The 25,256-nt window shown below is 62.9% G+C and carries 29 protein-coding genes, 3 pseudogenes and 1 riboswitch (1 of these 33 only partly in view); of the genes and pseudogenes, 17 read left to right on the top strand and 15 right to left on the bottom strand.

The annotated features are described in order from the left end of the window. Window positions 1-247, top strand: the 3' portion of a protein-coding gene (locus CI805_RS19480) for a diguanylate cyclase domain-containing protein (protein WP_260928380.1). 674 nt of this gene lie to the left of the window's left edge; 247 of the gene's 921 nt are visible here — the last part of the coding sequence; the start codon falls outside the window, past its left edge; its stop codon occupies window positions 245-247. Window positions 248-249: 2 nt separating this feature from the next. Here the strand turns inward: CI805_RS19480 and CI805_RS19475 are convergent, their stop codons facing one another. After that, window positions 250-1,200 (bottom strand): 2-hydroxyacid dehydrogenase, encoded by a 951-nt coding sequence (locus CI805_RS19475; RefSeq protein WP_260928373.1) that lies wholly within the window; start codon window positions 1,198-1,200, stop codon window positions 250-252. A gap of 131 nt (window positions 1,201-1,331) precedes the next feature. On the opposite strand from CI805_RS19475, the gene pip reads away from it, so the two are divergent. Then, window positions 1,332-2,273: a prolyl aminopeptidase gene (gene pip / locus CI805_RS19470; protein ID WP_260928372.1), complete on the top strand. Its 942-nt coding sequence runs from the start codon at window positions 1,332-1,334 to the stop codon at window positions 2,271-2,273. Window positions 2,274-2,759: 486 nt separating this feature from the next. Here pip and CI805_RS19465 read toward each other — a convergent pair whose 3' ends face one another. Continuing rightward, the gene (locus CI805_RS19465) at window positions 2,760-3,173 is read right to left on the bottom strand and encodes a nuclear transport factor 2 family protein (protein WP_260928371.1); all 414 of its coding nucleotides are present in this window, start codon (window positions 3,171-3,173) and stop codon (window positions 2,760-2,762) included. 127 nt (window positions 3,174-3,300) lie between these two features. On the opposite strand from CI805_RS19465, the gene CI805_RS19460 reads away from it, so the two are divergent. After that, window positions 3,301-3,651 carry a winged helix-turn-helix transcriptional regulator gene (locus CI805_RS19460; RefSeq protein ID WP_260928370.1) on the top strand — a complete coding sequence of 117 codons (351 nt, stop codon included), beginning with the start codon at window positions 3,301-3,303 and terminating at the stop codon, window positions 3,649-3,651. 165 nt (window positions 3,652-3,816) lie between these two features. Continuing rightward, window positions 3,817-4,897, top strand: a pseudogene (locus CI805_RS19455) (IS630 family transposase). Between the two features lie 16 nt (window positions 4,898-4,913). Here the strand turns inward: CI805_RS19455 and CI805_RS19450 are convergent. The 5 genes from CI805_RS19450 to CI805_RS19430 form a co-directional block, all read right to left on the bottom strand. Continuing rightward, window positions 4,914-5,144 carry a hypothetical protein gene (locus CI805_RS19450; protein ID WP_260928369.1) on the bottom strand — a complete coding sequence of 77 codons (231 nt, stop codon included), beginning with the start codon at window positions 5,142-5,144 and terminating at the stop codon, window positions 4,914-4,916. Between the two features lie 639 nt (window positions 5,145-5,783). Further along, entirely contained in the window at window positions 5,784-7,016 is a 1,233-nt protein-coding gene (locus CI805_RS19445) for a hypothetical protein (RefSeq protein WP_260928367.1), read from the bottom strand. Between the two features lie 20 nt (window positions 7,017-7,036). After that, a complete protein-coding gene (locus CI805_RS19440) occupies window positions 7,037-7,258 on the bottom strand; it encodes a hypothetical protein (protein ID WP_260928366.1) in 222 nt (73 codons plus the stop codon). A gap of 7 nt (window positions 7,259-7,265) precedes the next feature. Then, window positions 7,266-8,078, bottom strand: a complete 813-nt coding sequence (locus tag CI805_RS19435; protein ID WP_260928365.1) for a TonB-dependent receptor — start codon at window positions 8,076-8,078, stop codon at window positions 7,266-7,268. Beyond that, on the bottom strand, window positions 8,054-9,451 hold the full coding sequence (locus CI805_RS19430) for a TonB-dependent siderophore receptor (RefSeq protein ID WP_260928364.1): 1,398 nt from the start codon (window positions 9,449-9,451) through the stop codon (window positions 8,054-8,056). The genes CI805_RS19435 and CI805_RS19430 overlap by 25 nt, the downstream gene beginning before the upstream one ends. Before the next feature lie 199 nt (window positions 9,452-9,650). Then, window positions 9,651-9,901: riboswitch (cobalamin riboswitch) on the bottom strand. A gap of 370 nt (window positions 9,902-10,271) precedes the next feature. On the opposite strand from CI805_RS19430, the gene ccmC reads away from it, so the two are divergent. The 10 genes and pseudogenes from ccmC to CI805_RS19380 form a co-directional block, all read left to right on the top strand. After that, window positions 10,272-11,009, top strand: a complete 738-nt coding sequence (ccmC, locus tag CI805_RS19425) for a heme ABC transporter permease CcmC (protein WP_260928363.1) — start codon at window positions 10,272-10,274, stop codon at window positions 11,007-11,009. Further along, window positions 11,009-11,152: a heme exporter protein CcmD gene (gene ccmD, locus CI805_RS19420; protein WP_260928362.1), complete on the top strand. Its 144-nt coding sequence runs from the start codon at window positions 11,009-11,011 to the stop codon at window positions 11,150-11,152. The genes ccmC and ccmD overlap by 1 nt, the downstream gene beginning before the upstream one ends. Then, complete coding sequence (gene ccmE, locus CI805_RS19415) at window positions 11,152-11,625, top strand: cytochrome c maturation protein CcmE (RefSeq protein WP_260928361.1); 474 nt, start codon at window positions 11,152-11,154, stop codon at window positions 11,623-11,625. The genes ccmD and ccmE overlap by 1 nt, the downstream gene beginning before the upstream one ends. Next, a complete protein-coding gene (locus CI805_RS19410; protein ID WP_260928360.1) occupies window positions 11,622-13,580 on the top strand; it encodes a heme lyase CcmF/NrfE family subunit in 1,959 nt (652 codons plus the stop codon). Before ccmE ends, CI805_RS19410 begins: the two co-directional genes overlap by 4 nt. Then, window positions 13,577-14,149 (top strand): DsbE family thiol:disulfide interchange protein, encoded by a 573-nt coding sequence (locus CI805_RS19405; RefSeq protein WP_260928358.1) that lies wholly within the window; start codon window positions 13,577-13,579, stop codon window positions 14,147-14,149. The genes CI805_RS19410 and CI805_RS19405 overlap by 4 nt, the downstream gene beginning before the upstream one ends. 17 nt (window positions 14,150-14,166) lie before the next feature. Next, window positions 14,167-14,565 carry a cytochrome c-type biogenesis protein CcmH gene (locus CI805_RS19400; RefSeq protein ID WP_260928357.1) on the top strand — a complete coding sequence of 133 codons (399 nt, stop codon included), beginning with the start codon at window positions 14,167-14,169 and terminating at the stop codon, window positions 14,563-14,565. After that, on the top strand, window positions 14,562-15,326 hold the full coding sequence (locus tag CI805_RS19395) for a tetratricopeptide repeat protein (RefSeq protein WP_260928354.1): 765 nt from the start codon (window positions 14,562-14,564) through the stop codon (window positions 15,324-15,326). Before CI805_RS19400 ends, CI805_RS19395 begins: the two co-directional genes overlap by 4 nt. A gap of 34 nt (window positions 15,327-15,360) precedes the next feature. Then, window positions 15,361-15,600, top strand: a complete 240-nt coding sequence (locus CI805_RS19390; RefSeq protein ID WP_260928352.1) for a hypothetical protein — start codon at window positions 15,361-15,363, stop codon at window positions 15,598-15,600. A gap of 140 nt (window positions 15,601-15,740) precedes the next feature. Beyond that, window positions 15,741-15,950, top strand: a pseudogene (locus CI805_RS19385) (IS21 family transposase); the annotation flags it as partial. Between the two features lie 9 nt (window positions 15,951-15,959). Then, a pseudogene (locus CI805_RS19380) lies at window positions 15,960-16,373 on the top strand (ATP-binding protein); the annotation flags it as partial. Here the strand turns inward: CI805_RS19380 and CI805_RS19375 are convergent. Next, window positions 16,277-16,771, bottom strand: coding sequence for a substrate-binding domain-containing protein (locus tag CI805_RS19375; RefSeq protein WP_260928350.1), 495 nt, complete (start codon window positions 16,769-16,771; stop codon window positions 16,277-16,279). The pseudogene CI805_RS19380 and the gene CI805_RS19375 sit on opposite strands and share 97 nt — an antisense overlap. Further along, entirely contained in the window at window positions 16,678-17,166 is a 489-nt protein-coding gene (locus CI805_RS19370) for a LysR family transcriptional regulator (RefSeq protein ID WP_260928348.1), read from the bottom strand. The genes CI805_RS19375 and CI805_RS19370 overlap by 94 nt, the downstream gene beginning before the upstream one ends. Window positions 17,167-17,283: 117 nt before the next feature. Here CI805_RS19370 and CI805_RS19365 point away from each other — a divergent pair, with 117 nt between their 5' ends. The 3 genes from CI805_RS19365 to CI805_RS19355 are packed head-to-tail and all read left to right on the top strand — an operon-like array spanning window position 17,284 to window position 19,856. Continuing rightward, entirely contained in the window at window positions 17,284-17,706 is a 423-nt protein-coding gene (locus CI805_RS19365; RefSeq protein WP_260928345.1) for an organic hydroperoxide resistance protein, read from the top strand. A gap of 33 nt (window positions 17,707-17,739) precedes the next feature. Continuing rightward, entirely contained in the window at window positions 17,740-19,158 is a 1,419-nt protein-coding gene (locus tag CI805_RS19360; RefSeq protein ID WP_260928342.1) for a coniferyl aldehyde dehydrogenase, read from the top strand. 23 nt (window positions 19,159-19,181) lie between these two features. Then, entirely contained in the window at window positions 19,182-19,856 is a 675-nt protein-coding gene (locus CI805_RS19355; protein WP_260928339.1) for a type 1 glutamine amidotransferase domain-containing protein, read from the top strand. A gap of 346 nt (window positions 19,857-20,202) precedes the next feature. Here CI805_RS19355 and CI805_RS19350 read toward each other — a convergent pair whose 3' ends face one another. The 6 genes from CI805_RS19350 to CI805_RS19325 all read right to left on the bottom strand — a co-directional run bounded on the left by CI805_RS19350 (window position 20,203) and on the right by CI805_RS19325 (window position 25,245). After that, a complete protein-coding gene (locus CI805_RS19350) occupies window positions 20,203-21,519 on the bottom strand; it encodes an amidohydrolase family protein (RefSeq protein ID WP_260928337.1) in 1,317 nt (438 codons plus the stop codon). 262 nt (window positions 21,520-21,781) lie between these two features. Beyond that, window positions 21,782-22,729 carry a 2-hydroxyacid dehydrogenase gene (locus tag CI805_RS19345; RefSeq protein ID WP_260928335.1) on the bottom strand — a complete coding sequence of 316 codons (948 nt, stop codon included), beginning with the start codon at window positions 22,727-22,729 and terminating at the stop codon, window positions 21,782-21,784. Between the two features lie 24 nt (window positions 22,730-22,753). Further along, window positions 22,754-23,050 (bottom strand): putative quinol monooxygenase, encoded by a 297-nt coding sequence (locus CI805_RS19340; protein WP_260928334.1) that lies wholly within the window; start codon window positions 23,048-23,050, stop codon window positions 22,754-22,756. Between the two features lie 108 nt (window positions 23,051-23,158). Beyond that, window positions 23,159-24,445: a phosphopyruvate hydratase gene (gene eno / locus CI805_RS19335; protein WP_260928332.1), complete on the bottom strand. Its 1,287-nt coding sequence runs from the start codon at window positions 24,443-24,445 to the stop codon at window positions 23,159-23,161. A gap of 114 nt (window positions 24,446-24,559) precedes the next feature. Further along, complete coding sequence (locus CI805_RS19330) at window positions 24,560-25,012, bottom strand: cupin domain-containing protein (protein WP_260928330.1); 453 nt, start codon at window positions 25,010-25,012, stop codon at window positions 24,560-24,562. A gap of 47 nt (window positions 25,013-25,059) precedes the next feature. After that, a complete protein-coding gene (locus CI805_RS19325; protein WP_260928328.1) occupies window positions 25,060-25,245 on the bottom strand; it encodes a tautomerase family protein in 186 nt (61 codons plus the stop codon). Between the last annotated feature and the right edge of the window lie 11 nt (window positions 25,246-25,256).

Genomic DNA, 25,256 nt, shown 5'->3' with positions numbered 1-25,256 from the left:
AGAGACTGCGGAAGCGATACGCATGGCGTTCGCCCAACGCGTCTGGGGCATGGCAGGCCCGTCATGGCAGTGTAGCGCCAGCTTCGGGGCGACCGCGGTGCATCCCGGTGAGACCCTCGCCACGGCCCCCGCCGCGCGACGAGCTATTGTACGCGGCAAAACGCAACGGTCGCAATCAGGTCGTGGCGGACGCCCTTCCTTCGGCCCCGGACGATGCCGGGGCCATCACTGGCGGTCAGGTGCTTGAGATCACGCGATTTCGTTGACCGGGGTCACGGCGTGCCCGTCACGGAACCAGCCGCAGATATTGGCGATCACGAGATCGGACATCGCGCTGCGCGTGTGCGTGCTGGCAGAACCGATATGCGGCAGCAGAACGGTATTCTCCGCAGCGATCAGCGCGGCGGGCACCACCGGTTCGTGCTCGAATACGTCGAGCCCGGCGGCCAGAATGGTGCCGTTTTCCAGCGCGGCGATCAGCGCGGCCTCGTCCACCACTGACCCTCGTGCGACATTGATCAGGATGCCGTTGGGGCCGAGCTTTTCCAGAAGATCGGCATCGACGATATGGTGCGTCTCGGGCGTCGCCGGAACGATCACGATCAGCACGTCCACCGCCTGCGCCAGTGCTGAGGGGCTGTCGCAGTATTCATAGGCAACGCCCTCTCGCCGGCGGCGGCTGTGATAGGCGATTTCGACCTCGAAGCCAGCAAGGCGCCGGGCGATGGCAAGACCGATGTTGCCAAGGCCCAGAATACCGACCTTGCGGCCGCGCAGGCTGGTGGACAGCGGAAATGCCGACTGCAGCCAGCGTCCGTCCCGCACGTAGCGGTCCGCTTGCGGGATCTTGCGAACGGTTGCCAGCAGCAGGCCCAGTGTCAGGTCCGCCACTTCATCGTCGAGCACGCTGGGGGTGTTGGTCACGACAACGCCGTGCCGGGTCGCAGCAGGAACGTCGATCCTGTCGTAGCCCACGCCGAAATTCGCGACGATCTCAAGCTCGGGCAATTGCGAGAGCAGCGCCTCGTCCATGCGGGTAGGACCGTTGGCGATGACCCCGCGTATGCGCGCCCCCACCTCGGCCAGCAACGCGTCGGGATCGGCGGCTTCCCACAGCTTGTGGACCACGAAGCCTTCCAGATCGCGCGAGTGCTCCGATGCGGGAAGCGGGTTGGTCAGCAGCAGCTCGATGTGGGGCATTTCGTTCTCCGCTAAGGTGTTAGATGCACGTTTCTAACACGAAGATCGGTAACGACCAGCCCCGCCTGAGGGCGGGCAGCACCTGATGCCAAGGCACTGGTTAAAAACGCAAGGTTCGCTAAAAGATCGGCATGCGCACGCTCTACCCCCCGATCGAACCTTTCGCCTCCGGCCACCTCGACGTTGGCGATGGCCACAAGGTCTATTGGGAACGCAGCGGAACGCCCGGCGCCAAGCCTGCGGTCTTTCTGCATGGCGGGCCGGGCGGGGGTATCTCGCCCGACCATCGCCGCCTGTTCGACCCTTCGCGCTATGACGTGCTGCTGTTCGACCAGCGCGGATGTGGCAGGTCCACCCCGCACGCGGAACTCGATGCCAACACCACCTGGCACCTTGTTGCCGATATAGAGCGGTTGCGCGCGATGATGGGCGTGGAGCAATGGCTGGTGTTCGGCGGTAGCTGGGGATCGACGCTGGCGCTCGCCTACGCCCAGAGCCATGCGGAGCGGGTGAGCGAACTGGTGCTGCGCGGCATCTTCACGATCCGGCAGAGCGAGATCGACTGGTATTATCAGCATGGCGCCAGCCGCATCTATCCCGACAAGTGGGAGCGTTTCGTTGCGCCGATCGCAGAGGGGGAGCGCGGCAACATGGTCGCCGCCTATCGCGCGCTGCTGACGGGCGAGGATCGCGCGGCCCGCCTTGCGGCCGCCCGCGCCTGGAGCGTGTGGGAAGGCGAAACGATCCGCCTGCTGCCGGACCCCGCCTTGTCCGCCACCCATGACGGGGACGATTTCGCGCTGGCTTTCGCCCGGATCGAAAACCACTACTTCGTCCATGGCGGTTGGCTGGACGAGGGCCAACTGATCCGCGAGGCGGGCAAGTTGGCGAACATTCCGGGCGTCATCGTCCAGGGCCGCTACGACATGGCCTGCCCGGCGGAGACCGCCTGGGCGCTCCACCGCGCATGGCCCGAGGCACGCTTCGAGATGATCGAAGGCGCAGGCCACGCCTATAACGAGCCGGGCATACTGGATGCACTGATCCGCGCCACCGATGAGTTCGCGCGCTAGAGTTGATCGTCGCCCTCTGAATGCCGATCAACCCTAAGGCGGCGTGGACAAATTCCGCATCACGAAGGTTGTCCTGTAAAGCCCTTGGGGAGGCGCGAGGACGCAGGAAGAGTGGGCCTCTTTCAAGGCCGAGCAAGGCTGCTAGGCCTTAACAGGATACCCCCTTTGGGGCTGGAGGCAAAACCGCCATTTCAGTGACGGCTCGGCGCGCAATATTCTCGATATTTCGCTACCTCGACTTCTTGAACTGGCGGTTTTTGCCTCCAGCCGTGGTGATGTGGAATTTATCCGCACCGCCTAGAATCAATCTTGAGGTGGCTAACGACTTTTATTGCCGTTCAGCCACCGATCTTTTTGGTCCTCGAGAGCGTACTGATCGCTTCCCCATCATCTTTGGGCGGCCCAAGACAAGTCGCTTGCGAAGCTATTTTTTGGTAGGCCGGGTCTGACTGGTGTACGTTCCGTTAATCGCCCTATCATGACAGTTTAGATGAGTTGTTGTTGTAGAATATTGGCCGCATTGTAACAATGAAAGGCGGTCACCTTGCCGTCTTTCATATGGAATACGTCGCAACACGGTACGTCGATTCTCTTGCCGGTGGCGAGCATAGGGCCGGCGGGCGTCACTAAGGTGCCTTGATGCTCGCCACGAATAGCCAGTTCGACAACGACAAGATCATCGGTCGCAGCGATATGGAAAATCTCCCGGTGCACGTCTGGAAAGGCCTCAACCATTCCACTGGCGACCAGGGCGATGTCCTCGCCGTGAAAGTCTATCCCGGCAGGGACATTGCGCGCATAGCCGTCTGACGCAAAGCAGGCCAGGAAGCCGGGGATATCCAGACTGTTGCCTTCAGCCGCAGCATAGAGTTTTTCGATGGTCTGAATATTGCGTGTCATCCAGAGTTTCCTTCCTTGCGAGAGGCTGGCACCAGCCCTGTCCAGGCAACGTTCGAAATCCAGATAGACATTAAGTTACAATAAGGGCAGTACCTACCTAAAGGTAAGTGTGAAATCGTACGTGGACATGATGGATAGCCCCTGCGGTCTTGACGTTTCGCTGAAGGTGATGGGCGGCAAGTGGAAGCCGTTGATCCTCTATCACCTCCAAGGCGGCCCAACCCGGTTTTCCCAGGTGAAGCAGCGCGTCGCGGGCATTAGCGAGAAAGTTCTCATTCAGCAGCTGCGAGAACTGGTCGCGATGAATGTACTCATCCGCCGGGACCACCAGTGTGTGCCGCCGATGGTGGATTACGCGCTGACGCCGTTTGGCGAGACCTTGGTCGAGGCGCTGCGGCCCCTGTGCGAATGGGGAACGACAAATCGCGCGCATGTGGCGGCAACGCTGGAAGCGGGGACGACCTCGACCTCAGGCTGAACTTTTGTGCACGGCCTGGACCGATAGGGGCGCGAATCTGGCCGTCATGCCATTGGCGGTTACTCCCATCCGGCACTTATACCAGGACCTGTGGAATCTGACTCATGGAAGGTATCCGGCCGGGGCATGACGTGATTCACCATCGCAAACGGTTGGAGTTTTGCGATGGCAGCGCCGGTCAGACTTCGAGGTAATTTCAGTTCTGCGCAGGTTCGGGTCTTTGCTTGCCACGCCAAGGATGCAGACCAAGTCCGCCGTCTTCTGGCGATTGCGACGATCCTGGACGGCGGAAGTCGAAGTGACGCAGCCAAGGTTGGCGGGGTCACGCTGCAGATTGTCAGGGACTGGGCGCTGCGCTTCAACGCGCAGGGCCCTGATGGTCTGGAAACCCGCAAGGCGCCGGGGCCAGATACCATCTTGGACGACTGTCATCGGCGCGCGTTGGCAGATGCCTTTGAGGCTGGCTCCATTCCCACCGTTCATAGCGTTGTTCGTTGGCGGACCATCGACCTCGTCCAATGGCTATGGGATTACTTCGAAATCTCGATCAGCAAGCAGGCGCTGGGGCATGAACTTCGGACCATGGGCTATCGCAAACTCTCGGCCCGACCAGGCCATCAGGGGCAACGCCCTGAAGATATTGCCGCTTTTAAAAAGCCTTCCCCGCCCGTCTGGCGCAAATCCAAAGACGCCTGCCCAAAGGCACAGCAATAGAATTCTGGTGGCAAGACGAGACCCGGATCGGTCAAAAAACGCAGATCACACGGCGCTGGGCCAAGAGCGGAACAAGCCCTGTCGCGCTCCGTGATCTGCGCCGGGCATCGGCATGGATCTTTGGAGCGATTTGTCCCGCAGAAGGCAAAGGCGCCGCATTGGTCATGCCTCGTTGCAACGGCGAAGCAATGAACATGCATCTCGCCGAGACGTAGTCCAGCGCAGCTAAATCAGCAGCCAGGTCGCACCCGGCGCTCACGCCGTGCTCATGCTCGATCAGGCCGGGTGGCACATGTCCGGCAAACTCGACATCCCGGCCAACATCACCCTCTTGCCTCTGCCGCCCAAATGTTCTGAACTCAATCCGGTCGAGAACGTGCGGCAGTTCGTGCGCGACAATTGGCTGTCGAACCGCATCTTCTCCTCATACGACAACGTCGTGGACCACTGCTGCCACGCCCGGAACCGCCTCATCGATCAGCCATGGCGCATCATGTCCATCGGCTTGCGCCAGTGGGCGCATGGGGCATGATCAGAGGGGCTTGGTATTAGCCGACTGTCACGATCGAATATTCAAGCCGCACGTCATCAAGCATGCGTTCGATCACAGCGCGTTGTGTATCAGTACCACCAAGTCTGACATCCCAGTTGCAATGGGGATAGGTCTTTGTGTCTCGCACGATGATCTTGCCTAGCGCTTGCCGCCAAGTCTGCGAGGAGCCACCTTTTTCCCGGACGAGGCGAGCTATAAGCAGGTATTCGAGGTCAGATGCTGTCATGCCCTCCGTTTAGCCGCGGTAGGCGGTTAATCAAACAGAGCGTCGCACCCCGGCTTGATTGATCAACACCAGGTGTCGAGGCTCCCACTCCGGAGCGCCAATCTGCCCAGCATGGCCATTAGGGTCAGGACCCATTACTCGCACCGTCGAGGCGCCCGAATGGCGAACATATCGGGCCAAATCGCTCGCCGGAAAGGCTGGTTGCCTTTCCAAGGACGGTTTGGTTCGAGATGGAAGCCATTCGGGCGTCCCGTAGGGATTTGACCAAAATGGCCCCGCACTTCGTCGGGAAGTCTTGAAATATCGACATATTCCTGCGCTTTCCCTTCTCGTGCCGAGCCATTTTGCTTCAAACCTCGATGGTGGGAGTAATGGGTCCTGACCCTAAGCAGCCAATTTTCGCTTCTAGGTCCGATCGGTCTGGGCCTCCTTCCACTCTGCAGCCCGGACTTCAACTCGATCGAGAAGGCCTTCTTCCGACTCAAGGCCCTGCTCAAGAAAATCTGCAAGGGGAGGGCTGCGACTTTTGGAGATTCATCGTCGAATCTGCCGGTATTTGATAATTGGCAGAATGCACTAAGTAATATTGAAATTATATATGTATATATAATTTCAATTAATGAGGTGTTTCGGATGTCTTCACATGTCGCTGCGCAATCGCTTCCAGCCGATCCTGATCCCGCTGATGGAGAGGATCAGCCCCGGCAGCGACATCGCCCAGATCAGCCATTGGCGGAAAGTATCGTGCCTTGTGAGCCAACTGGCATCCCAGCGGTGCAGGAAATCGTAGAGCCAGCGATATGTGCGGTGGCGGGAGTCCAGGCGTTCGAGAATCTCCCCGGTTGCAGGGTCCAGTTCCAGCCAGGTCCTTGCAGGATCGTCGAATTTCAGGCGCAGGACGGGGAGTTGCGGGAGGCCTTCAAGCGAGTACCAATAGGCATCGGGCGCGCGCAGCCATTGCGCTTCCACCGGCTTCCCGTCCGGCACAAGTTCCGACGCAAGCCTTTCGATCTGCACGATTTTACCCGATTCAACAGCGCGATTGTCCAGCGTCAGAACCGTGCGCGTGCCATCGGGGTGAAACGCACTGAAGCGGGGTAGAGAAGCCTTGAACGTCAGTTCAACGCCGCTCATCCCGTTCGAGTCCTGCCGCCAGCGGGCGAGCGGGACACGCGGCAGGGGAGCGTTGCCGCCGCCATACCGGAACAGCGCATCAGGTGCTGTTTCGCTTCCGCTGAACACTCGCCCCGGATCGACCGAAAGCCAGCCGCTGAAGATCCATGTCAGCAGGAACAGGCCGCCCAGCATCCCTGCCGCGTGGTGCCACAGCATCCACCCGCGATAGGGGGTGACGCGCCCGCCCTTGTAGCGTCGCTGTCCCAGCCGGGTGCGCAGTACGCCTACCCAGATGCCGGTGAGCGCGGCGGCGATGCAGGGGCCGGAGACCCACATCACCACCTGCCGCCACAGCGCATTGTCCTGCCGCAGCAGCGTGGGATAGATCCAGTGCGGGATCGCGCCGAGCCAGTTCCAGAACCGCTGATGCGCAGTGGTGCGCTGGACCACCGCGCCGCTGGTCGAGGAGATGTAGAGCTGCGTGCCTGCCGCATCGGCAAGGCTGACCTTCCACAGCGGTCGGTGCCGGTCGAACCCGCTCGCGACCGTCCACTGATCACGCGCGATCTCCTCGACATCGCGTGTCTTCGCATGCCCGAAACGCGCCGCCACGCGCGCGGCATAGGCGGCATCGACCGGTGCGGGCACGCGCCCTCGTATTGCCGGGGGTGTGCGCAATGTCCCGTCCCAACCCTCGATCCGCCACACCGGTATGCCGTCGCGCATTTCCAGCCGCAGCGACTGCGGCATGGTCATGACGGGCGGCGGCACATCGATCAGCCGCGCGTCGATCGGCTGAGCGCCTGCGGCCTTCTGCGACGCCGAAAGGCTGGGTAGGGGACGTAGAGCATCACCAGCCCCGAGGCGAACCACATCGCAAACAGCAGGCAGGCGGCAATGCCGATCCAGCGATGGATCAGCATTACCCACCGCCGCACCGCCTTGTCGGTGACGAGGCCGCGAACTGCGCCGGTCTTCCTTCCGAAAGACCGGCGCACGAGGGGATCAGAAGCCCGCACGAAGCGTCACGTCCACCGAGCGCGGACGCCCCAGAATCCACTGCTCGTCGTTGTAGCTCGTCATCGCGTACGCCTTGTCGAGCAGGTTGTAGACGCGCAGGTCCAGCGCCAGCTTGGGCGTCAGTGCCCAGGACAGCGTCGTATCGACGGTGGCGTAACCGGGAATGCGGAAGGCGTTCGCATTGTCCGAATAGGTCCGCCCGACATAGCGCAGGCCCGCGCGGGCCTGAAGCTGGCGTGTGGCATTCCAGCGCAGCCACAGGTTGGCCATGCGTTCGGGCACGTTGGGCGGCGTGTTCCCGGTGTAGCTGACCCCGCCCGAAACGAAATCGTCGAAGCGGGCATCCAGCACCGAGCCGTTGGCATCGATCCCGAAGCCGCGCGGCAGGTCCAGCGAGACCGACGCCTCGATCCCCTTTGCCGAACGCTGGCCGACCTGCTCGATCGGGCTGGTCAGCGTCTGCTGGGCCAGCAGGTGCTTCTTGACGATGCGATAGGCGGCCAGCGTCGCGGTGCCGTGGCCGTTCAGGAAGCTGGCCTTGGCACCCACTTCCACCTGATCGCCGGTGGCATTGCTGAAGGCGACCTGATCGGTGGAATAGGTCGTCAGCGTTCCCAAAGGATCGACACCGGTGGCGTACTGGGCATAGAGCGAGACGGTGGAGATCGGCTGATAGACGCTGCCCACGCGCCATGTGGTGTTGTGCAGCCGCTTGTCGAGCACGAAGGTATCGCTGCGGCTGCCGTCATTCGTATAGGCAATCGTCCAGCGCTTCACCTGATCGTGTTCATAGCGCACGCCGCCGACCACTGAGAGATGCTCACCAGCGCCAGCCGGTCCTCGGCGAAGATCGCGTATTCGTTGGTGCGGGTGCGATAGCGCGGCGCGATACCCTGTGTGTCGAGGAACTGACCGGGATCGAAAGCGTAGGGATCGACCTCGCTCACCTGCACGTCCGATCCGAAATCGTTGCCGTGGGTGAAGCCGATGGTGTTGACGTCGAACCCTGTAACCAGCGTGTTCGACAGGCCTGCCGTCAGCGGGGTTTGCAGCGTCATGCTGCCCTGATCGCCCCACTGGGTCTGGTCATGGTCGATGCCGAAATTGTCGGTGCGATAGATCGTGCCCGGTGTCGCGGCCTGTGCATTGTAGCCATTGGGGCAGAAGCCGTCGGCGCCGACCCAGCAGTAGCTTTCCAGATCCTGCCAGTGCCGCTTCGTCGTCAGGCGATAAGCGGTGTTGGAGAAGGTCAGCGTGTTGGACGGGTGCCAGTCCACCCGCAGGGTGGTGCGGTTGTCGTGGAACCACACGCTGGCATCGTCCACGTTGTAGTTGCGATGGCGGATTGCGGTATCGAGCTTGCCGTCGATCAGCGGGGTGCCGAAGTATTTGGAGGGATGATTGTCGCCCCAGTCGTCACGCAGGGTCACGGTCAGGCGGTCGCTCGGTGCCCAGCGCAGCGCGCCAGACAGCGCGAGGCTGTGCGATCCGCCGCGATCGACATAGCCGTCCGAGCGGCGATAGCTGGCATCGACGCGGTAGGACAGTTGATCCGCGAGTGGCCCGCCGATCCCGGCGGCGGCGTGGAAGGTGTTCTGCGAGCCATAGCCGATCTCGGCCTGGCCCTCGGTCTTCTGCGCATCGGGCGCGCGCATCACTACGTTGACTGCACCGCCCAGCGCGGCCTGCCCATAGAGCACCGAGGCGGGGCCGGAGAGCACGTCGATCTGCTGGACCATCCACGGATCGGTGGGGAAAGTGATGGTGCCCGCGCCGGGATAGAGGCGCACGCCGTCCACCAGTTGCAGGACCGAGCCCTGACCGCTGAAGCCGCGCGCGGCGAGCGCGGTGCCGCCGTTACCGAGATTGGCGACGCTGGTGATGCCCGGCGCGCGCGATTCAGCCTCGGCGATCGACATGTCGCCACGGGCGCGTACGGTGTCCCCATCGAGCACGGCAATGCTGGCGGGGGTCTGCAACGGGGTGAGGTTCAACCGGCTGCCGGTGCCGTTGGGCGTGGTCAGCGTGGTGCGGTCCTTCGCACCCAGAACGAGGATATTTTCGGCAGAAGTATCCTGCGGCTCGGTTTGCGCGAGCGCCGGCAGCGTCGCGCCGAAAGCAGGCAGCAGAACAGCGCCCGAAAGCGCGAGACGGGTCTTGGAAAACAGCATTGGATAGTCCCCGGCGTCTGGCGAACCGGCAGGAACCCTCCGCGCGCACGGCAGCGACAAAGTCGGCACCCACGACGGCGACAGCCGTGCCCGCCGGACGCCCCTTTGCGACCGGCACGACCGTCCATGCGGTTCCTACCGCACACGTGTCGTCGCTCAGACGGATAGTACCGTGCCCTGGCCATCCCCTGGACCCAGGCAAGAGCGACCGAACGCCGGCAGGTCTCCTGGCTCGCGGGTCATCGCTCGAAACACGGCCTTCCCGGGCCTCGCAGGATTTAGCGTCCGGCCCAGTGGCTGGCGGCTCGGGGGTATGTCGCCCGTCCGCGCATGTGCATCTCGCTCACCGCTTACAGTTGCAGGGACAGCCCCGGATTCGGATGGCCGGGGCCATCCTCACCGCGTTCCCTATTAAGCCCCTTTCGGGGCACCGGCGCGATCATGCCTGCGGATGAACCGCAGGCGCTCGCTTGCTAGATCGTGGGGATCGGTCTGGCAACCGGCATTGTGCAATCCACCGATGCAGCGCTTTCCTTCTTCGCGATCCGCAGGGGGCAGCGCCGAACAGCCAGGCGCACGGCATAAAGGTTGGCAGGGTTGAGGCTGGCAGTTCTGTTTTCCAGCCCTGATCTTACGAACAGTCGGAGTCTTCCGGACATTTCGGAGGGCTCCGTTTCGTCTGGAATGACCGCTGTGTCCATGAAGGCCCGCGCAGTTTTTCCGCGACACGCGCGAGGGAAGTGATAGGCGTGAATGACGTCTTCACGCCTGCAAGAATTAATCGAGATCGTTGATGAGTTCCGCCCCTAGAGCTTCCGGCATGCACGGTTTGGCGAATCCGGCTCGTTTTTTGCGTCTGGCGCGGGTTTTGCTGCCGGTGTGCCTGATCGGCGGTGTCGTGCTGGCGGGCGGGGCGTTGGTGTTCGGGCTGTTTTGTGTTCCGCCGGAGCGGCTTCAGGGGGACACGGTGCGGATCATTTTCCTGCATGTGCCTGCGGCGTGGCTGGGCATGGCGGGGTGGTCGGGGATTGCGGCGGGGAGTTTTTCGCAGGTCGTATGGCGCCATCCGCTGGCACCGGTGGCGGCGCGGGCCTGCGCGGTGCCGGGGGCGGTGTTTACCGCCGTGTGTCTGGCGACGGGCTCGTTGTGGGGGCGTCCGGCGTGGGGTGCCTGGTGGGTGTGGGACGGTCGGCTGACCAGTATGCTGGTGCTGCTGCTGCTTTACCTTGCGTGGATTGCGCTGGCGCGGGCGAGCGATGAGGCGTCGGTGGGCGGTGAGCCGCCGCTGGCGCCTGCCCTGTTCGGGCTGGTGGGCACGGTGAACCTGCCGATCATCCACTATTCGGTGATCTGGTGGAACAGCCAGCATCAGCCGCCCAGCATCACGCTGGGCAAGTCGGCCATCGCGCCGATCTTTCTCTATCCGCTGTTCGCAGCGACGCTGGGCTTCACACTGATCTTTGCAGCCTGCGTGCTGGCGCGGATGCGCGCGATCCTGGCGGACCGGCAGGCCGATGCGCGCCTGCGCCGCATGGCGCTGGGCGAGGAGGCGGCCTGATGCGCGCGGCCTTCGATGCTTGGCCCTATGTGATCGCCGCCTATGGCGTGGCGCTGGGCGCGACGATCGCGCTGGTCGCCTGGTCGCTGTGGACGATGAAGCGGGCCGAGGCGCGCCGCGACAAGATCAAGCGCCGTCGCTGATGCGGGTATCGGCTCTGAAGGCGCGCAACCAGCGCATGGTGCTGGTGTTGCTGGCGATCGCGGCGCTGCTGGGGGCAGGGCTGCTGGCGGCCTGGGCGCTGCGCAGCGAGGCGAGCTATTTCTATCTTCCGGCAGAGATCCTTGCCCATCCGCCCAAGCCCGATCAGGAGGTTCGCCTTGGCGGCATGGTGCGGCGCGGCTCGCTGCACACGCTGGCCGATGGCGTGACGGTGGCCTTCGATGTGACCGACGGCAAGGTGCGGGTACCCGTGCGCTTCACCGGCATCGTGCCTTCGCTGTTCGTCGAGGGATCGGGCGTCGTGGCGCAAGGGCATATGGAGGCGGGAGCAGCAGGTCATGACCTGTTCGTGGCGACGCAACTGCTGGCCAAGCATGACGAGAAGTACGTGCCGCGCGAGATGGCGAGCATGAGCGCGAAGGAGGCACACGACCTCGTGGAACACACGCAATGATCGCCGAACTGGGCCTTGCTGCCCTGTGGATGGCCGCCGCGCTGGCGCTGCTGCAACTGCTGGCGGGCGTGCTGTCGGCGCGGGGCGGTGACAATGAGGAGAGTGCAGCCTTCGGCGCGCTCGCCCGTCCGGCAGCGGTCGTGCAGGGGGTGCTGGTGCTGGCGGCCTTTGCCTGCCTTGCCTGGTGCTTCGTTCAGACGGACCTCTCGGTGGCGCTGGTCGCCAGCGATTCGAGCGCGGACAAGCCGCTGATCTTCCGGCTTGCCTCGACCTGGGGCAACCACGAGGGCTCGATGCTGCTGTGGGTCTCGGTGATGGGCCTTGCCGGCGCGCTGGTCGCGCTGCTGGAGCATCGCCTGCCCGAACGCACGATGCGCATGACGCTGGCGGCGCAGGCCTTCGTCAGCCTTGGCTTCTATGCCTTCCTGCTGCTGGCCTCGAACCCGTTCGCCCGGCTCGATCCGGCGCCGCCTGCGGGCATGGGGCTCAACCCGCTGTTGCAGGACATGGGCCTCGCGTTCCATCCGCCCACGCTGTACCTCGGTTATGTCGGGCTCTCGATCGCCTTCAGCTTTGCGGTGGGCGCGTTGGCGAGCGGGGAGGCGGGGCGCGCCTTTGCCGTGGCGATGCGGCCCTGGGTGCTGGGCGCGTGGATCTTCCTGACGCTGGGCATCACCTTCGGCTCGTACTGGGCCTATTACGAGCTGGGCTGGGGCGGCTGGTGGTTCTGGGACCCGGTGGAGAACGCCTCGCTGATGCCATGGCTCGCGGCGACCGCGCTGTTCCACTCGGTGAATGTGCTGGCCTCGCGCGATGCGCTGCGGGTGTGGACGGTGATGCTGGGGGTGATCGCCTTCTCGATGTCGATGATCGGCACGTTCCTGGTGCGCTCGGGCATCCTGACCAGCGTCCATGCCTTTGCCGTCGATCCGACGCGCGGCACCTTCATCCTCGCCTTGCTGGCGCTCTATATCGGCGGCGCGCTGCTGCTGTTCGCCCTGCGCGCCGTGCGCATCCACGAAGGTGCGCGCTTCGAGCCGGTGAGCCGCGAGGGCGCGCTGGTGCTCAACAATGTGCTCTTGACGGCGATCCTGGCGATCGTGCTGTTCGGTACGCTCTATCCGCTGGTGGCCGAGGCCATGGGCGAGCGGGTCTCGGTGGGGCCGCCCTACTTCAACCCGGTCTCGGCACTGTTCGCGGTGCCGATGCTGGTGGTGCTGATGGTCGGGCCGCTGCTGCGCTGGCGCCGCGACACATTGCCGCGCGTGCTGCCGCTGCTGACCGGCGCGGCGATCATGATCGCGCTGGCCGTCATCGCCGTGCTGGTGTGGGGCGGGGCGAGCGTGCTGCCGTTCCTCGTGCTGGTGCTGGGGGCAGGGCTTGCCGTGGCTTCGTGGATGCCGCTGGTCTCGCGTCGCCGCCTGAAGGCGCCGCTGCCGCTGTGGGGCATGGTGATCGCGCACTTCGGGATCGGCGTCGCGCTGATCGGCATGGGCTGCGAGAGCACCTGGACCATCGAGCGTCTCGTTGCCCTGAAGCCCGGACAGAGTACGCAAGTAGGCCCGTGGAGCGTGCGGCTTGCCGCCATTGAGCCGCAGGCCGGGCCGAACTGGACCGCGCTGGAGGCCGAACTCGACGCACGCTATCGCGGCGGGGCGCCTGTTCACCTCCAACCGCAGGCGCGCATGTTCTGGGCGCCACCACAAGGCACCAGCGAGACGGCGCTCCATACCCGTTGGAACGGGCAGCTCTATACCGTGCTGGGTGAGCAGACCGACGATGGCCGCTGGCAGCTGCGGCTGTGGTGGAAGCCGTTCGTGTCGCTGATCTGGCTGGGCGGGGTGCTGGTCGCGCTCGGCGGTCTGCTGGCCTTGGCCGGACGCGTGGGGAGCGGATGGCGGCGCGGCCGGATCGTGCGACGGATCGAGGAACGCCGGGAAGAGATGGGGCGATGACGACGCCTTCGACACCCTCCGCGCGCGTCTCGAACTGGGTGATCTGGCTGCCGCTGGCGCTGTTCGCAGGCGTTGCCGCGCTGGCGCTGGCAGCGCTGCTGCGGCCGCAGGACACGGCGGTGCGCAGCGCGATGGTCGGCAAGCCGCTGCCCGCTTTCTCGCTGCCCGCAGGCTTACCTAAAGGGCCGAGTGCCGGAACCGGCCTCGACAGCCGCGCGCTCGCCGATGGCCATGTCCATGTGGTGAACGTCTTCGCCTCGTGGTGCCTGCCGTGCCGGGTGGAGGCGCCGCAACTGGCGGCCCTGCGTGCCGCAGGCGTGTCGCTCGTCGGCATCGCGGTGCGCGACGAGCCTGGCGATCTGGCGAAGTTCCTGGCTACCAACGGCAACCCGTTCGAGACGATCGGGCGCGACGACAGCGGGCAGGTGCAGCTTGCGCTCGGCTCTTCGGGCGTACCGGAAAGCTACATCGTCGATGGGCACGGGGTGATCCGCTACCAGCATATCGGCGAGATCCGGACAGAGGACATGCCGGGTCTGCTGGCACAGATCCGCGAGGCCGGGCGATGAGGCGGACACTTGCCCTGATGGCGATCACCGCAGCGCTCGGACTGGCTGCGCCCTCACTGGCGCAGGAGCTTCAGGGCACCGCGCCCTATGCCTGGCGCCAGCTCGACGACCCGCAGCAGGAGGCCAGGGCCAGGGCGCTGATGGCAACCTTGCGCTGCCTGCAGTGTCAGGGGCAGTCGATCGCCGATTCCGATGCGCCGATCGCAGGCGCGATGCGATCGCTGGTGCGTGAGCGGATCGCGCAAGGACAGACGCCCGCGCAGATCCGCAGCTGGCTGATCGGGCGCTATGGCGATTACGTCAGCTATGCCCCGCCGCTCGATGGTGCGGGCTGGCCGCTCTATGCGCTGCCGGTGGTGCTGGTGGTTCTGGGCACACTGATAGCCCGCACGCGTCTGGGCAGGAGAGCATCATGATCTGGCTGGCGGTTCTGATCCTTGCAGGCGCGATCTTCGCCCTTGCGGTCTGGCGCCTGCGGGTGCCGCGCAGTGCATACGGCGCGCTGGCGGCAGCGCTGGCGGTGGGGCTTGCAGGCTATGCCGTGCAGGGCCGACCCGACCTGCCAGACCGTCCTACCGATCCCGTGCAAGCCGATGCCGACAATCCGGGACTGCTGGTCGATCTGCGCCGCAAGGTGACGAACAGTACGATCCCGCCGCTCAACCGCTGGGTGATCGTCTCCGACGCGCTGGCCCGCAACGGCGACTATGTGAGCGCAGCGGGCATCCTGCGAGGCGCCATCGAGGAAGACCCGAAGAACAGCGAGGCCTGGCTGGCGCTGGGCAATGCCCTGCTGATGCACGCCCACGGCTTCCCTCACCGGCCGCCTTCTACGCCTATCGCCGCGCAGGACAGGCCGATCCCAAGGCGCCCGGCCCACCGTTCTTCACAGCCCTCGCCCTCGCAACCTCGGGAAAACTGCCGCAAGCCGCAAAGATCTGGGCCGATCTCCTCACCCACGCACCCCACGACGCCGCCTGGAAACCCCTCGTCCAGCTCCAGCTCGCCCACATCGAAAGCAGCCTTACGACACAGCCCCCCACGCAACCCGAAAGCTGACAAGGGCGCACATCGTGCATCTTGGGACAAGGGTGACTCCGAAAGTTCCCACATATGCAGGTCTTTCCGGCGATGCCGGAAACGTTTCCTGCAGCGGGGCGAATGGACTGGAGTGTAGCCGGAGTGATCGCGTGCCTCTGAGAAGGCTGGCCTTGGCGCTGAAACCCGGCGCGGCGGTGCACCTGATTGCTGTGAATGGAATAAGAAAATTCAGTATGTTGCGTATTCTGGTGAGGTTGGTGAAGCCGATGGCCGGAACATTGAAGGTCAAAGGTCAGATCGGGCTGCTCGACGGCAAGACTATGCTCGATAGTAATCTTTCCGCGCCCCGGTCGCTGACATTCTGGAGGCGATTGGACAATGCCCCTCCAGCAATGATGAGTCTGCACTGATATGTATGGGGTTCGATGTCCTGCGTGACGTGTCTATCGGTTATCTTTCACTGGGCAGGCACGTCGCACCTGCTGAACTTGCACAGACTATGCTAGCGGAGCTTTTGCGCAGGCGGACCGCTGCCGACCAGGTCGGGACCGAGAAGGCGCGGCAGGTCAAAGCCAGGTTCGCCGCCATGGCCAGCCACTATCTGTTCGAGCCCGATTTCTGCAATCCGCCTTCTGGCTGAGAGAAAGGGCAGGTTGAGAAGAGCGTTCAGAACGCTCGACGCCGGTTGTGGCAACCGATGCCCAGCTTCCGCGATCTGGCTGAGTTGAACGCTTGGCTGGAAGAGCAATGCATTGCCCAAAAGACCTTGAACCGGTCCGGCCAACTGACAGAACGCCTGCTACGCCTTGACCTGCTCATCCTCGATGAGCTGGGCGACCTGCCCTTCAGCCCATCGGGTGGCGCCATGCTATTCCATCAGCACAGCAAGCTGTACGAGCGCACCAGCGTCGTCATCACCACCAACCTGAGCTTCAGCGAATGGGCTGGCGTGTTTGGCGATGCCAAGATGACCACTGCGCTGCTCGATCGGCTAAGTCACCACTGCCACATCCTGGAAACCGAAACCAATCGCTTCCGCGCCAGCACCGCTGCTCTCATATCCATATTCGACGCGAACCTACTTTTTCATGCTTCGCTTAAACCCCAGAGCAATGTCTGCCGGGCATGGGCGATACGTGGCTCACGCAAGGCGCTGGGTGCCCAAATCAGGAAATACTGCTGAAGGATATGGCCGACCGGCGCGCGTATCTGCGCCAGTTCGCCCCGATCCAGATAACGCCGGCATAGATACTCCGGCATCACTGACCACCCGAAGCCATCCCGCAATATGCGACACAATCCGCGCAGGTCCTGCCCGGCAATGGCGGGCGGGGGCAGCTTGATGGCCTGCATGCCGTTATGGCGCAGCCAGTCGTCGAGGACCGGACGTTCCACACCATAGGCGACTGCCGGTTCCCGACCGAGCGCTGCTCCGAGATTGTCCGCCGCGTTGAGCCTGTCCGCCACGGCAGGTGCAGCGACCGCCATCATGGCGACATCCCGAACGTGCTCGCCGCGCAGGCGTCGATCATGGACTGGATAGGCGGCAATGCCCAGGTCGCATTGGCCGTCGAGGACCATTTCCTCGATCCGTGAGCGATTGCCCCATGCAGGCGAATGCGCATGCCGCGATCCAGCAGCGGGCGGAACAATGGGCCTACGACTTCGGCGAGGAAGTCCAGATGTCCGGCGATCTGAATGGCGCCTGCCAGTTCCTCGGAGCGTGCCCGCACGGCAGCAAGCGCGGCTTCCGCAATATCCAGACTGTCACCCAGTTGTGCTGCCAGTTCTTCTGCCGCGACAGTTGGCAACACCCCGGTTGCGGTGCGCTCGAACAACTGGCGACCGATCGTCGCCTCCAGCCCTGCAAGATGTTGCGATGCAGCGGGTTGGGTAATCCCCAGCGAACGCGCAGCGGCGCTGATGGAGCGCTGTCGATAGACTTCGATAAACGTGTGCAGACGCTGGAGCATCATAAATGGCCCATAATTAATTTTATGGGCACTGGTCGTAAGGCTTTGAGGCCCTGCGGGCAACACAGGTCTATACGCCTGATCACGGCGCTGAGGCGCGGCACAGGCTGGAGATAGGCCATGATCAGCAAAATACTTTACGAAACCGAAGCAACCGCCACCGGTGGACGCGATGGACGCGCACGTACCACCGATGGCGCGCTCAACGTCTGGCTGGATATGCCGGTCGAACTGGGCGGAAAGGGCCATGGGAACAACCCGGAGCAGCTCTTCGCTGCCGGCTATGCGGCCTGCTTCCTGTCCGCGATGAAGGCTATCGCCCACGCTCCGCACCCTGCGGTTCCGCACGATGCGAACGTGACGGCTCGTGTGGCTATTGGCCCGCGCGAAGGGGGCGGGTTCGGTCTTGCCATCGATCTCGCGATCAGCCTGCCGGGCATTGAAGCGGACGCCGGAGAAGCTCTCATCTCTGCCGCGCATGCCGTCTGCCCGTATTCGAATGCCGTTCGCGGCAACATCGACGTCACGCTCGAACTGCGCTGACGTCGCCTTTCTCTACGTTGCAAAGGAACCGTCATGCCCCAAGGCACCGATAGCGTTACGCTGAACGGCATCGTCCAGTCGATGCGCCAGACCATGATCCAGACCGGCCCGGCAGATGCCGCGCTGCGGCGGGATCGCCTGACCCGCTCCATGCGCCTGATCCTCGATAACCGCGATGCGCTTGCAACTGCGATGAGCGCGGATTTTGGCCATCGTAGCCTCTACCAGACGCTTGCAGCCGACGCTGCCACAACCGCCAAGTCACTGGCGTATGCTTCGCAGAACGTGGATGTCTGGATGCAGGCCGAAGCGGTCGGCACCGGCATGGATGGGGTCACTGCCTCGATCGTGCCGCAGCCGCTGGGGGTGGTCGGTGTGATCGCCCCGTGGAATTTTCCGATCAATCTGTCTTTCGGCCCGCTGGCGGGCGTTTTTGCAGCCGGAAATGTGGCCTTGCTAAAGCCGTCCGAATTGACGCCGCGCACGTCTGAACTGATCGCGGAACTGGTCGGCAGGTATTTCTCGCCGATGGAACTGGGTGTGGTGCTCGGCGATGCAAGCGTTGGCACGGCGTTTTCCGCCCTGCCTTTCGATCATCTGGTCTTTACCGGCAGCACAACCGTAGGTCGGCACGTGATGCGTGCGGCCGCCGAAAACCTTGTTCCGGTAACGCTGGAACTGGGCGGCAAAAGCCCGGTGGTCATCGACCGTGACGCGGATATTGCCATGGCGGCCGAGCGCACGCTTACGGTGAAGACTTTCAACGCAGGTCAAATCTGCCTCTCGCCCGACTATGTGATGCTGGCCAAAGACCGGATCGGGGCTTTCGTTGAGGCAGCCCGCACGTTCATGCAATCGGCGTTCCCTACCGTTCAGAGCAACGCCGATTATACGTCGATTGTCAGCGAGCGTCATTTCGACCGCCTCATTGCAATGATCGCAGATGCCGAAGCCAAAGGCGCACAGGTCATTTCGCTGGCACCGTCAGGCGAACCTGGGCACGATCGCACGACGCGCAAGATCGCGCCGACGCTCATCATAGGCGGCAGGGACGATATGATGGCGATGCAGGAGGAAATCTTCGGTCCAGTCCTGCCGATCCGAACCACGACGGACCTGGCTGAGGCGCTGGCGTATATCAACGCCCATCCGCGTCCGCTGGCGGCGTATTACTTTGGCCACGATGCTGATCGGCAACAGCAGTTCGCCCGCGGCACGACCTCCGGCGCGCTGGTCATCAACGATGTCATGACCCACGCCTCGATCGAGAGCCTACCTTTCGGCGGTGTTGGAGCCTCCGGTATCGGGGCCTATCATGGCGTTCATGGCTTCCGTCGCTTCAGCCACGCCCGCCCGGTTGTATGGCAGGCCCCGGAGGGTGCCAGCGGTCTGCGCCTTCGTGCGCCCTATGCCGAAAAGTTGCCGGTGCTTCAGGCCATGCTCTCAAACTGAGCTTCAATTTCAGGAGAATAATCATGAAGATACTGATGGTTCTGACGTCTCATGACGCGTTGGGCGACACCGGCAAGAAGACCGGTTTCTGGCTGGAGGAATTCGCGGCCCCTTACTATACTTTCAAGGATGCCGGCGCGCAGATCACCGTGGCGTCACCGGCGGGCGGGCAACCCCCGCTCGATCCCAAAAGCGATCTGCCTGACTTCCAGACCGATCTCACGCACCGCTTCAAGGCCGACGCCGATGCACAGGCCGTCCTCGCCAACACGGTAAAGCTGGCCGACATGAGGGCGGATAACTTCGATGCCGTGTTTTATCCTGGCGGCCACGGACCGCTCTGGGATCTGGCAGAATCCGACGTGTCGATTGCTCTCATCGAAGCCTTTGAGCGGACGGGCAAGATCACCGGCTTTGTCTGCCATGCGCCCGGCGTGCTGCGTCACGTCATGGCTGCGGATGGCAAGCCGCTGATCGCCGGGCGGCGCGTAACCGGGTTCACCAACGGCGAGGAAGACGCTGTCGAGCTGACCGACGTTGTTCCCTTCCTCATCGAGGATGAATTCAAGGCGCTTGGCGGCCTTTATGAAAAGGGTCCGGACTGGGCGCCTTACATCGTCGAGGACGGGCGCCTGATTACCGGGCAGAACCCTGCAAGCAGCGAAGGCGTTGCCAAGGCCATCCTGGCAGCAGCCTGATCGATGTGAAACACGGGCGAGACAAGACTGGCACGGGATGCCGGCTTGGCTCGCCATGTGGAGAGAAGAAGAGAGGCAGCTTCTGGGACCTAGACGTACGACGATGTAAATTCGTCGCTCCAGATTTTATGGGGAAGATGGTGGCGTGTTCGATGCAGGTTTCGAATTAGAGGAAAGAATTTCTATACAACAACATTAATCGTCTCTATTTTATTGTTTATATAGTGATAATATCATTATCCATCTATGATAATAGAATTCAAAAAAGCTAAAAATAAATAATTATTATTTTTAATTCATTAATGTGAAATTTCATTTCAGATGCGGATATGTTTGCTGTGTAATTCTATCGCTCTCCATGGCTCCACGTCTCGGCAATGTTGCCAACAGCGCGGATATTATGGGTTGGATCCGCGGAAAGAACAACAAGGTCCGCGCGCTTGCCCGGAGCGATTGTTCCTCGGTCAGGCAGTTCCATAAGAGCGGCAGCATCGCGCGTCGCGATGGTAATCGCCTGCAACGGGGTAAGGCCGGCTTGTACAAGCAAGACCAGTTCACGATGTTCCTCCACGCCTGGAACACGGAGGGGAACTGCGCCGCTGTCGGTTCCAAAGCCGATCTTGACCCCGGCCTTGTACAGCGTGGCCAGGTTGCGCAGGTTCATCGCCAGCGAGGCCTCGGCGGCGGGGGCCTGCGGCGAGGCCAGAGTCTTCGCGCGCCATGCGGGATCGTCGATCTCGTGGGCGAGTTCCGGCGAAAGGCCTGCCCGTGCCATGGGGGTCAGGGTCCATGGCTCCTGCTTGGCCCATGCCACAGTGGCTTCGTCGAGCGACAGGGTCGGGATATACCAGATGCCCTTCGCCTTGAGTTCCGCCACGAAAGCGGGTGGCACCGGCTGATCGCGCACGCCGTGGGCAAGGATATCGACACCGGCATCGATCACGCCCTGGGCATCGTCCAGATCGTGGATATGGGCCGCGACGCGTACGCCCAGCCGATGGCTTTCGTCGATCACCGCGCGGTAGATTTCCGGCGACATCTTGGCGGGCAAGCTGCCGCCGAAGTTATCGACCCAGATTTTCACAAGATCGGTATGTTCCGCCACCATCTTGCGGACCGCCTCGCGGGCCTCCTCAGGCGTGGTGGGGCGGAACAGCTGATCGGGAGCGCTGTGAAAAACCGCCTGAGGCAGCGCCCCGTTCGGCACGCCGATGCCCTGGTCTACGCCATACAGATCGGTAGGCAGCAGGCCAGCATGGGCATCGGCCCGCAGTGTGTCGAACAGTGGCCGGTTATCGCCCAGTGCCACCACGGTCAGCACGCCGTACTTACGGTACTGGGCCAGCTGGGCCACGATACTCGCGCGGGTGTAGGCGGCGGGGCCTTCGGTCACGCCCTGATACTGGCCGATGTGACTGTGATCGGTGATAAGGCCTGGAATGATCGTGCGGCCATGTTCGTCGATGCGCTGGGCGCCCTTGGGAATCGCGACATTGGTGCCGACCGCAACGATGCGGGAACCATCGATCAGGATCGTGCCATTCTCGATCGGCGTGCCGCCGTTGCCGTCGATGATGCGTGCGCCAACAAGTGCAATGGGCGCGGCGACTGCCGGACTTGCGGCGAGAACGGACGCAACGGCAAGGGCTGAGAGAAATTTCACGGCACAGATCCTCATGTTTGATCGGGCTGGGATGGAGATTATCGGTCGATGATACGTGCGGACGAACTCAACCATGGCGGCTGGAGGGGGGAGAACGATGGGCTTTTGGGAACGATCTGGGCCGCATTGTTATTGGGCCGCAACTGTCATGCCGTACACGATATGGCATCGTGCAGGGCATGACATAGGGCCAGACGCGTCTTTGTCCGAACGGCCTCCCGGAGTTTAATTCCGGGCTTGCCTGTTGATCCCGAATAGAAGGTTATCCCTGATTAACCGGGGTCACGACCTGTTTGTCGCTGAACCAGCCGCAGATATTGGCAATGACCAGATCGGCCATCGCGCCGCGCGTGGGTTCGCTTGCAGAGCCGACATGCGGCAGGAGTACCACATTGTCCGCTTCGATCAGGGCGGCGGGCACGTTCGGCTCACGCTCGAAGACATCCAGACCGGCTGCCAGAATGGTCCCGTCGGCAAGCGCCTTGATCAAGGCCTGCTCGTCGACCACGATGCCGCGTGCGACGTTGATGAGGATGCCGTTCGGTCCCAGTTTTTCGAGCAGGGCGGCATCGACGAGGTGGCGTGTTTCCGCAGTGCCGGGCACGATCAGGATCAGGACATCGACCGCCTCGGCCAAAGCACCAGGGCTGTCGTAATATCGATAGGATACGTCCGTGCGCTGGCGGCGGCTGTGATACGCAATCCCGACATCGAAACCGCTCAGGCGACGTGCAATCGCAAGGCCGATATTGCCTAGGCCGAGAATGCCCACCGTTCTGCCGCGCAGGCTGGCAGACAGTGGAAAGGACGATTTGAGCCACTGCCCGTCCCGCAGATAACGATCGGCTTGGGGTATCCGGCGAACCGTCGCCAGAAGCAGCCCCAGCGCAAGATCGGCGACCTCTTCGTCGAGCACACTGGGGGTGTTCGTCACCACCACGCCATGCCGGGTTGCTGCATCAACGTCGATCTGATCGTATCCGACCCCGAAATTGGAGACGATTTCAACGTTTGGAAGCCTGTTGAACAGGGCTTCGTTGATCGGAGTCGGGCGGCTGGCAATCACCCCGCGCACCCGCTCCCCGATCTGGGCGATAAAGGCGTCGGGATCGGCTGCCTCCCACAGCTTGTGCAGAACGAACCCGTCAAGTTCGCCTTGGCGAGGTGAGGAGGGGAGGGGATGAGTCAGCAGAAGTTCAATGGGCTGCATCAGATATTCCAGACAATCAGGCACTTAGTCGAGCGGATTCAGGACCAGAATGGATAGCGGGGCATCGAGATGGGGTTCGAGACCATCGACCATCGCCAGAAAGTGCGGGGTCGTCTTGTGAACATCGAGCGCGCCTGTGTCCGTCCACCGTTCGATGAAGACGAAACGGTCCGGGAAATCCTGATCGCGATGCACGTTGTAGAGGAGGCAACCCGGCTCCTTGCGCGTTTCGCCAATACAAGGACGAATGACCGCTTCGACAGCAGTAGCTGTGCCGGGCTTTGCTTCGGCAATGGCGACCACTGAGATTTCTGTGCTCATTTTCAGATACCTTGTATGAAATCGGTTTCGAAAGGGAGCGTATCGGAACGCGCTTTTCTTGGGCGCGCGCGGCTTTTGTGCGGCGCGCCTCCCAAACAGGTCACATCCTCAGAACTTGAGGCGACCAAAGGCGGCCTTGCCGGCGTAGCGGGCGGCCGAGCCCAGTTCTTCCTCGATGCGGATAAGCTGGTTGTACTTGGCGAGCCGGTCCGAACGCGCGAGCGAGCCGGTCTTGATCTGGCCGCAGTTGGTGGCAACGGCGAGGTCGGCAATGGTCGCATCCTCGGTTTCGCCCGAACGGTGCGACATGACCGCGGTGTAGCTGGCGCGATTGGCGATCGAGACGGCTTCCAGCGTCTCGGTCAGCGTGCCGATCTGGTTGACCTTCACCAGTAGCGAGTTGGCCAGGCCCTGCTCGATGCCCATGGTCAGGCGCTTGGGGTTGGTGACGAACAGATCGTCGCCCACCAGCTGGACCTTGTTGCCGATCTTGTCGGTCAGCGCCTTCCAGCCCTCGAAATCGTCCTCGCCCATGCCGTCTTCGATCGAGATGATCGAATAGTCCTGCGTCAGCTTGGCAAGGTAGTCGGCAAACTCGATCGGCGACAGCGAGAGGCCCTCACCGCTGATCTCGTACTTGCCGCTCTTGAAGAACTCGGTCGCGGCGCAGTCCAGCGCCAGATAGACATCGCTGCCCAGCTTGAAGCCCGCCTTTTCCACCGAGGCGCCGATGAAGTCGAGCGCGGCCCGCGTGCTGGCGATATTGGGCGCAAAGCCGCCCTCATCGCCCACGGCCGTCGCGAGACCCTTCTCGGCAAGGCCCTTCTTGAGGGTATGGAAGATTTCCGAACCCCAGCGCACCGCTTCGGCAAGCGAAACGGCGCCCACCGGCATGACCATGAATTCCTGGAAGTCGATCGGGTTGTCGGCATGTTCGCCGCCGTTGATGATGTTCATCATCGGCACCGGCAGGACATGCGCCGAAACGCCGCCGATGTACGAATAGAGCGGCAGGCCGCGCGCGTTGGCAGCAGCCTTGGCCACCGCCATCGACACGCCGAGGATGGCGTTGGCGCCCAGACGGCCCTTGTTCTCGGTGCCGTCCAGATCGATCATGGCAAGGTCCACGTCGCGCTGGTCTTCGGCGTCGCGGTCGACGAGCAGTTCGGCGATCTCGCCGTTCACCGCGTCGACGGCCTTGAGCACGCCCTTGCCCATGTAGCGGCTCTTGTCGCCATCGCGCAGTTCGACGGCCTCGTGCGCGCCGGTCGAGGCGCCCGAGGGAACGGCGGCGCGGCCGAAGCTGCCGTCTTCGAGCAGCACGTCGACTTCAACCGTGGGATTGCCGCGGCTGTCCAGGATTTCGCGGCCGTGGATGTCGATGATCGCGGTCATTGTCTCGGTGTCTCCTCTAGGGCGCTCTGAAGGCGCGGTCCTGCGCGGTTTGTGTGCTGGTACGATCAGCCCCGGCATCGTCGCAGGGTGCAACCATGCCGGGAGCCTAACTCGTCAGTATTCGGGTTTCTGGCCGGGCTCGGCCTTGAACGTCGGCACGCCGGGCGTGCCGGAGTACGTGATAATCAGAATGGTCGGCGTCGGGCCGCTGACGCCGCGATGGACGTCATCGACCGATTCTGTGAAAGCCTGTCCGGTGTGGAAAGTCTCTTTCTTGCCGCTCGCCCGGTCCTCGATGGTCAACTGGCCCTGCAGGACGTACCCGGCGTTCGGGTAGGGGTGCTTGTGCCAGGGCAGGGCGGTATTCGCAGGGATGGTCATCTTGAGCATGGTGAGCTCAGGCTGGCCTTTGGGGTAGGCGGTGTAGCGCTTCCCGTTCCACGATTTCGTACTCTTGGCCAGCACGTCGACATGGGCCGACGATACCGACTGGGCATGGGCTGCGGTCACAAGGGTACCAAGGCTGGCGGCGGCGGCCATCAGGGTGAGCGAAAACTTGCCAGACATTGCTAGGGGCCTTCCGGTTGGGGAACAGTCAAACACGATTGGGGAGATCAGCGCTCGCAATAGGGGACGCCGCCGCGTGCCTTGCTGTCGGCGGCAGATTCAACGATCTGCACGATCACGTTGTCGACAGGGACTTCGAAGTGGGTGACGACGGCATCAGTGATGGCTTTCATCAGCGCCTTCTTCTGCGCTGGGCTACGGCCGGATACGGCGTGAACGACGATTTCAGGCATGAACTTTCCTT

The organism is Novosphingobium sp. 9 (assembly GCF_025340265.1).
In the GTDB taxonomy this organism is placed as follows: Bacteria; Pseudomonadota; Alphaproteobacteria; order Sphingomonadales; family Sphingomonadaceae; genus Novosphingobium.
Note: the sequence above shows the minus strand (reverse complement) of the source record. Positions and strands in the feature narration are given on the sequence as shown.

Excerpts from the sequence above, each read along its gene's own strand:
- CI805_RS19410 (WP_260928360.1), top strand. The coding sequence starts at position 11,622 with ATGATCGCCGAACTGGGCCTTGCTGCCCTGTGGATGGCCGCCGCGCTG.
- CI805_RS19475 (WP_260928373.1), bottom strand. The coding sequence starts at position 1,200 with ATGCCCCACATCGAGCTGCTGCTGACCAACCCGCTTCCCGCATCGGAG.
- CI805_RS19340 (WP_260928334.1), bottom strand. The coding sequence starts at position 23,050 with ATGAGCACAGAAATCTCAGTGGTCGCCATTGCCGAAGCAAAGCCCGGC.
- CI805_RS19460 (WP_260928370.1), top strand. The coding sequence starts at position 3,301 with ATGATGGATAGCCCCTGCGGTCTTGACGTTTCGCTGAAGGTGATGGGC.
- CI805_RS19375 (WP_260928350.1), bottom strand. The coding sequence starts at position 16,771 with ATGGTCCTCGACGGCCAATGCGACCTGGGCATTGCCGCCTATCCAGTC.
- ccmE (WP_260928361.1), top strand. The coding sequence starts at position 11,152 with ATGCGGGTATCGGCTCTGAAGGCGCGCAACCAGCGCATGGTGCTGGTG.
- CI805_RS19370 (WP_260928348.1), bottom strand. The coding sequence starts at position 17,166 with ATGATGCTCCAGCGTCTGCACACGTTTATCGAAGTCTATCGACAGCGC.
- CI805_RS19445 (WP_260928367.1), bottom strand. The coding sequence starts at position 7,016 with ATGACCATGCCGCAGTCGCTGCGGCTGGAAATGCGCGACGGCATACCG.
- eno (WP_260928332.1), bottom strand. The coding sequence starts at position 24,445 with ATGACCGCGATCATCGACATCCACGGCCGCGAAATCCTGGACAGCCGC.
- CI805_RS19355 (WP_260928339.1), top strand. The coding sequence starts at position 19,182 with ATGAAGATACTGATGGTTCTGACGTCTCATGACGCGTTGGGCGACACC.
- CI805_RS19395 (WP_260928354.1), top strand. The coding sequence starts at position 14,562 with ATGATCTGGCTGGCGGTTCTGATCCTTGCAGGCGCGATCTTCGCCCTT.
- CI805_RS19405 (WP_260928358.1), top strand. The coding sequence starts at position 13,577 with ATGACGACGCCTTCGACACCCTCCGCGCGCGTCTCGAACTGGGTGATC.
- ccmD (WP_260928362.1), top strand. The coding sequence starts at position 11,009 with ATGCGCGCGGCCTTCGATGCTTGGCCCTATGTGATCGCCGCCTATGGC.
- pip (WP_260928372.1), top strand. The coding sequence starts at position 1,332 with ATGCGCACGCTCTACCCCCCGATCGAACCTTTCGCCTCCGGCCACCTC.
- CI805_RS19325 (WP_260928328.1), bottom strand. The coding sequence starts at position 25,245 with ATGCCTGAAATCGTCGTTCACGCCGTATCCGGCCGTAGCCCAGCGCAG.
- CI805_RS19465 (WP_260928371.1), bottom strand. The coding sequence starts at position 3,173 with ATGACACGCAATATTCAGACCATCGAAAAACTCTATGCTGCGGCTGAA.
- CI805_RS19360 (WP_260928342.1), top strand. The coding sequence starts at position 17,740 with ATGCCCCAAGGCACCGATAGCGTTACGCTGAACGGCATCGTCCAGTCG.
- CI805_RS19450 (WP_260928369.1), bottom strand. The coding sequence starts at position 5,144 with ATGACAGCATCTGACCTCGAATACCTGCTTATAGCTCGCCTCGTCCGG.
- CI805_RS19345 (WP_260928335.1), bottom strand. The coding sequence starts at position 22,729 with ATGCAGCCCATTGAACTTCTGCTGACTCATCCCCTCCCCTCCTCACCT.
- ccmC (WP_260928363.1), top strand. The coding sequence starts at position 10,272 with ATGCACGGTTTGGCGAATCCGGCTCGTTTTTTGCGTCTGGCGCGGGTT.
- CI805_RS19430 (WP_260928364.1), bottom strand. The coding sequence starts at position 9,451 with ATGCTGTTTTCCAAGACCCGTCTCGCGCTTTCGGGCGCTGTTCTGCTG.
- CI805_RS19365 (WP_260928345.1), top strand. The coding sequence starts at position 17,284 with ATGATCAGCAAAATACTTTACGAAACCGAAGCAACCGCCACCGGTGGA.
- CI805_RS19330 (WP_260928330.1), bottom strand. The coding sequence starts at position 25,012 with ATGTCTGGCAAGTTTTCGCTCACCCTGATGGCCGCCGCCGCCAGCCTT.
- CI805_RS19400 (WP_260928357.1), top strand. The coding sequence starts at position 14,167 with ATGGCGATCACCGCAGCGCTCGGACTGGCTGCGCCCTCACTGGCGCAG.